This is a genomic window from Anaerotruncus massiliensis (ex Togo et al. 2026), assembly GCF_030825285.1.
In the GTDB taxonomy this organism is placed as follows: Bacteria; Bacillota; Clostridia; order Oscillospirales; family Ruminococcaceae; genus Anaerotruncus; species Anaerotruncus massiliensis.
In genome coordinates this window covers 1-5,079 of record NZ_JAPJQF010000092.1, presented here as the reverse complement: position 1 = coordinate 5,079, position 5,079 = coordinate 1, and the positions used below count along the sequence as shown (strand labels likewise).

The window sequence follows — 5,079 nt, the reverse complement described above, 5'->3', positions numbered from 1 at the left end:
GGCTGGAGCAGGCGCTGTCGGTGCGCGAGGCGGCCTTTTCCACGCAGGAGCGCTGTCCGGTGGAAAACGCCGCCGGCCGCGTCGCCGCCGGGGAAATATCCCCCTGCCCGCCCGGCATCCCCATCGTCATGCCCGGCGAGCGCATCGACGGCGCCGCCGTGGAGACGCTGAGGGGCTACGGGGTCACGGACGTCTTTGTGACACGGCTTTCTTGAAAGAAAGCCTGGCAAAGAACTTTTGGTTCAGGCGCGGCGCTTTCCTCCGCCGTCCGCTCTTGCCGTGTTGTAAATCCAAACGTTTTTGCCGGCTTTTTTCAAAAAGCCGCGGGTGAGCCGCCGGACGCTGTCCGGCGGCGGGGGCGGAGCCCTTTGCCCGGGCCCGCGGGCCCTGCTTCAGGCGTATTTTCTTTGCTTCTTTCTTTTACAGGAAAAAAGAAAGAAGGAAACGGGTGAAAAGCCCCGGATTTAACAGGTTCTTTTTGCCGCCGCGCAAAAAAAGATGGAATTTTGACAGCCGCTATGGTAAAATAAAATTGCACAAAGGCGTGCGCTGGTCCAAAATGTGAAGGGAATCAGGAGGGTGACTTATGAAGCTGATATTTGCGATCGTATCGAACGACGACAGCTCCAAGGTATCCAAGGAACTGACCAAGAACAGATTTTCCGTGACCAAGCTGGCTACCACGGGCGGATTCCTGATGGCGGGCAACACCACCTTCATCATCGGCACCGAGGATGAACGGGTGGACGAGGCGATCGAGATCATCGGGAAGCACTCGAAGAAGCGGACCCAGATGGTGCCCTCCTCCGCCTCCTACGGGGTGGGGATGTACACCTCCTTCCCGGTGGAAGTCCAGGTGGGCGGCGCGACGATCTTTGTAATGAACGTGGAAAGATTCGAGAAGCTGTAAATGCCCGAACTGCTCTACAACCGAAAAGCAAACGCCACGCTCGCCAACCTTGCCGCTGGCGGGCGTTTTCCCCATACCCTGCTCATCGAGGGCCCGGAGGGCAGCGGCAAAAAGACCGCCGCCTGGCAGGCCGCGAAAACGCTGCTTTGCGAGGGGGAGCCGAAGCCCTGCGGGCGCTGTGCCCACTGCGTTAAGGCGGACAAGCGCGTCCACCCCGATGTGCGGTATTACACCGTGCCGGAGGGGAAGAAGGAATTCCCCGTCGAGACGGTGCGGGAGATCCGGCAGGACGCGTATATCGCGCCCAACGAGGGCGCGCGCAAAATTTACCTGATCGACCGGGCGCACGCGATGAACGCCGCGGCGCAGAACGCGCTGCTGAAGATCATCGAGGAGCCGCCCGACTTTGTGAATTTCCTGCTGCTCTGTGAAAACCGTTCGCGGATGCTGCCGACCATCCTCTCCCGCGCGATCAGCGTGGAATTGGAGGTGCCGTCGGTGGAGGAATGCGCGGCCGCGCTGGAAGCCCTCGCCCCCGGCCGGTCCGCGCAGGAGCGGCAGGCCGCGGCGGCGGGCGCGGGCGGCAACATCGGCAGGGCGCTCGGGCTGCTCGGCTCGGCCAAGCCCTCCAAATCGGCGGCCGACGCCAAAAAGCTCCGCGAGGAGCTGATCTACGGCGAACGCTATGCCTGCCTGCGGGTGCTCGCCGGGTACGACAAGGACCGCGACGGCCTCGGGCAGACCCTCTCGCTGCTGCGGGAGGGATTTGCGCAGGCGGCCGTCGGCCGGGAGGCGGACGAGAGGCTTTGCAACCGGGTGACGGTCATGCAGCTGGTCGGCGCGGCGGACGCCGTTGAACGCGCGCTGCTGCGCGCGGGACGCAACGTGAGCATCCCGCTCCTGTCGGCCTGTATGGTCGAGGAGGTCAAGGCCGCGCTCGCCGGATAGCGGGCGCGGGACGGCCCGGCGGCCGGTGTACTGATGGAACGAAAATACGGGGTGAGCTTTTTATGGGGGAACCCGTCGCCGCGGGACTACCGGCGCCGCCAATGCCCCACAACCCCATAAGCGGAAACGTTAAAACCAATTGGAGGAACACAATGGCTGAAATCATAGGCGTGAGATTCAAAAGCGTGGGCAAGGTATACTATTTCGACCCGGGCGAGCTTCGGGTGGAGAAGGGCGCGCGGGTGATCGTCGAGACGGCGCGCGGGGTGGAGTGCGGCGAGGTCGCGATGGGCAACCGCCAGATCGAGGACCAGAAGCTCTCCAAGCCCCTCAAGAAGGTGATGCGCCTCGCCTCGCCCGAGGACCTCAAAAAGGTGCACGACAACGCCGCGAAGGAGAAGCAGGCCTTCAAGGTGTGCGAGGAGAAGATCGCCAAGCACAAGCTCAATATGAAGCTGGTCGACGTGGAATTCACCTTCGACAACAATAAGATCCTCTTCTATTTCACCGCCGACGGCCGGGTGGATTTCCGCGAGCTGGTCAAGGACCTCGCGTCGGTCTTCCGCACCCGCATCGAGCTGCGGCAGATCGGCGTGCGCGACGAGGCCAAGATGCTCGGGGGGCTGGGCATCTGTGGGCGGCCCTTCTGCTGCTCGACCTTTTTGGGCGAGTTCCAGCCGGTTTCCATCAAGATGGCGAAGGAACAGGGCCTCTCCCTCAACCCGACCAAGATCTCCGGCACCTGCGGAAGGCTGATGTGCTGCCTCAAATATGAGCAGGCCGCCTACGACGACCTGCTGCGCACCACCCCCAAGGCGGGCACGCCGGTGCGCACCAAGGACGGCCGCGGCACGGTGGTGGAGGTGAATCTGCTGACCGGCATGCTGAAGGTCGCTCCGGAAAAGGATTCCGCCGCCGCGAAGTTCTATCCCAAGAGCGAGGTGCGCCCCATCCGCGAGGGCCGCGGAGAGGGCCGGCAGGAAAGCCGCGCCGAGGGCAGGGGAGCCGGACGCGGAGAGGCCGCGCCGGAGGAGCCGCAGGAGGAAAAATAGGGGAATTTTGACGATTCCCCCAAAAACTTTACTTGCTTTTTTGCGCGTCTGTGGTAGAATAAGTCTATGATATCGCATAGCGGTATCGGGAGAAAAGTATTTCAATTTGGAGGTGTTCCCCATGGCATATGTGATCAGCGGCGACTGCATTTCGTGCGGCAACTGCAAGGAGACCTGCCCCGTCGGCGCGATTTCCGAAGGCGACGGCAAGTATGAGATCGACCCCGCGTCCTGCATCGAGTGCGGCGCCTGTGCGGCCGACTGCCCTGTCGAGGCCATCAAGCCCGAATAAGCGACAGTAACGTACATAAAGAAAAGCCTTCGCCGCAAAGCGAAGGCTTTTCTTTTCGAAGGGGGGGATACGCATGCCGGTAAGAATGATTCACACCGTTTCGCGCGCGGAGCCCTACGTCTTTCAGCCCGCGGTCATGGCCGCGCTGGCGGTGCTGGCGGTCGCGCTTTTGCTGCGCGAGGGTCGCTGGCTGGAGGGGCGCGCGCTCATGAAGAAGCGCCCCTGGCAAAATTGGTTTCTGGTGGCGGAGGCCACGGTTGACGCAGCCTTCTTCCTGGTGGCGTTCGGCATTTTCCTTTTGGGCGGCACGCTCATCGGCTGGGAGGGCATGCCCTCCCAGCTTATCAGCGAGGCGCTGGGCCTGCTGCTCGGCGGGCTGGCGATCAAGGGTGCGCTGCTCTACTGCCTGCTGCGTACCCGGCGCGCGGGCCTGGTCTTCGCCCTCCTCAGCGGGCCGATCGCCCTGCCCTGGCTGCTGGCGCTTGTCACGCCGGCCCCCCTGCTGATGCCGGTGCGGGCGGCCTACGTGATCTTTCAATACTACTGCGTCCTCTGCCGCGGCAACCGCCTCTACAGCTGGCCGCCGATGCTGCCGGGGGCAGTCCCGAGCTGAGCGGGCTCTCCGCGCGCTTCAACCGCTACGGCGGCCTGCGCGCCGCGGTCGTGCCGCCGGTGATCGGGGGCCCGGACCCGGCGGCGATCATCCCGCCGCCCGCCGAACGGGAGCTGACGGCGGAGGAGGCGCTTGAGGCGGCGCGCCTTTCGGCGGCGGAGCCTCCGCCGCCGGAGCCGTCCGACGAGCCCTACGACCCCGGGACCGACCCGGAGCCGATCCTGGTGATGGGTCCGCTGGACGACGCCGAACGCCCCATCCTTCCGGAGGAGCGGGCGCTCTGGGCGCGCTACCGCGCGCATGAGACGCTCGAGCCATGCGCGGTCACCGCCCTGCTGGAGCCGGACGCCCTGCCGGAGACGGTTCCGGACGATCTGCTCGCGGGCAGCGGACTTCCGCGCTTTCTGCGGGACGACGCGCGCCTGCGAAAGCTCGTCCGCCGCTGCTGGCGGGAGGCGCTCGCCGACCTGCGGGGCTACGCGGAGCCGCCGCGCGGCGGGACGGCTGCGGGCGAGACCCGCTTAAGCGGGAAAAACCGGGCGTGGCTGGTGCTGCGTCTGCAGGAAAACCCCGTCCCGCCCCACCGGGCGGAGGCGGAACTCCATCTCAACGAATAGGGGGAAGGCGCTTGGAGGGCCATTATGAGGAGCTGGGCGGCGGAATCCGCCTGTGGGTGACGCCCGCGCACAAGTTCGGCGCCGACGCCTTTCTGCTCGCTGACTTCGCCTCCCCGCGCGCGGGGGACCGCGCGGCCGACCTGGGGAGCGGGTGCGGCATTGTGCCCGCGCTCTGGTTCCGCGGCCCGGAGCCCGCCCCGCGCGAGGCCGTCGCGGTGGAAATCCAGGAGGCGGCCTGCGCCCAGATGGCGCACTCCCTCGCGGAGGGGAACCTGCCCGCCGGGCGGTTCGTTCCGCTCTGCGCCGACCTGCGGGAGCTGCGCGGGCGGCTCCCCGCGGGGGGATTCGACCTCGTGACCTGCAACCCGCCCTACACCGGGCCGGGAGGCGGGCTGCTGAGCGCCGACCCGGCCGGGCGGATCGCCCGGCACGAGACGGCCTGCACCCTCGCGGACGTGTCCGCCGCCGCGAGGTACCTGCTGCGGTACGGCGGGCGGTTCTGCCTCTGCCACCGCCCCGAGCGGCTGGCCGACGTGATCTGCGCCCTGCGGGAGGCGGGGCTCGAGCCCAAGCGGCTGCGGCTGGTGCAGCAGCGGCCGGCCAGCGCGCCCTGGCTCCTGCTGGCGGAGGGGCGGCGGGGCGGAAAG

Annotated in this window: 7 protein-coding genes and 1 pseudogene; all 8 read left to right on the top strand. The window is 66.4% G+C overall.

From position 1 onward, the window contains the following. Positions 1 to 215: pseudogene (locus RCI06_RS14160) on the top strand (amino acid decarboxylase); the annotation flags it as partial. Positions 216 to 586: 371 nt separating this feature from the next. Further along, positions 587 to 910 carry a cyclic-di-AMP receptor gene (locus RCI06_RS14155; RefSeq protein WP_101547913.1) on the top strand — a complete coding sequence of 108 codons (324 nt, stop codon included), beginning with the start codon at positions 587 to 589 and terminating at the stop codon, positions 908 to 910. Then, complete coding sequence (locus RCI06_RS14150; RefSeq protein WP_101547915.1) at positions 911 to 1,858, top strand: hypothetical protein; 948 nt, start codon at positions 911 to 913, stop codon at positions 1,856 to 1,858. A 152-nt stretch (positions 1,859 to 2,010) separates the two neighbouring features. Then, a complete protein-coding gene (locus RCI06_RS14145) occupies positions 2,011 to 2,910 on the top strand; it encodes a stage 0 sporulation family protein (protein WP_276873107.1) in 900 nt (299 codons plus the stop codon). 121 nt (positions 2,911 to 3,031) lie between these two features. Beyond that, on the top strand, positions 3,032 to 3,202 hold the full coding sequence (locus RCI06_RS14140) for a DUF362 domain-containing protein (RefSeq protein ID WP_101547919.1): 171 nt from the start codon (positions 3,032 to 3,034) through the stop codon (positions 3,200 to 3,202). A gap of 73 nt (positions 3,203 to 3,275) precedes the next feature. Next, on the top strand, positions 3,276 to 3,815 hold the full coding sequence (locus RCI06_RS14135) for a hypothetical protein (RefSeq protein WP_306576417.1): 540 nt from the start codon (positions 3,276 to 3,278) through the stop codon (positions 3,813 to 3,815). Positions 3,816 to 3,874: 59 nt separating this feature from the next. Next, a complete protein-coding gene (locus RCI06_RS14130) occupies positions 3,875 to 4,432 on the top strand; it encodes a hypothetical protein (RefSeq protein WP_306576416.1) in 558 nt (185 codons plus the stop codon). 11 nt (positions 4,433 to 4,443) lie between these two features. Beyond that, positions 4,444 to 5,079, top strand: a 636-nt coding sequence (locus tag RCI06_RS14125; RefSeq protein WP_306576415.1) for a tRNA1(Val) (adenine(37)-N6)-methyltransferase, incomplete at its 3' end; no start/stop codon positions are given.

Bases quoted from the DNA above. Each gene is read 5' to 3' on its own strand.
- RCI06_RS14155 (WP_101547913.1), top strand. From the start codon at position 587: ATGAAGCTGATATTTGCGATCGTATCGAACGACGACAGCTCCAAGGTA.
- RCI06_RS14150 (WP_101547915.1), top strand. From the start codon at position 911: ATGCCCGAACTGCTCTACAACCGAAAAGCAAACGCCACGCTCGCCAAC.
- RCI06_RS14145 (WP_276873107.1), top strand. From the start codon at position 2,011: ATGGCTGAAATCATAGGCGTGAGATTCAAAAGCGTGGGCAAGGTATAC.
- RCI06_RS14140 (WP_101547919.1), top strand. From the start codon at position 3,032: ATGGCATATGTGATCAGCGGCGACTGCATTTCGTGCGGCAACTGCAAG.
- RCI06_RS14135 (WP_306576417.1), top strand. From the start codon at position 3,276: ATGCCGGTAAGAATGATTCACACCGTTTCGCGCGCGGAGCCCTACGTC.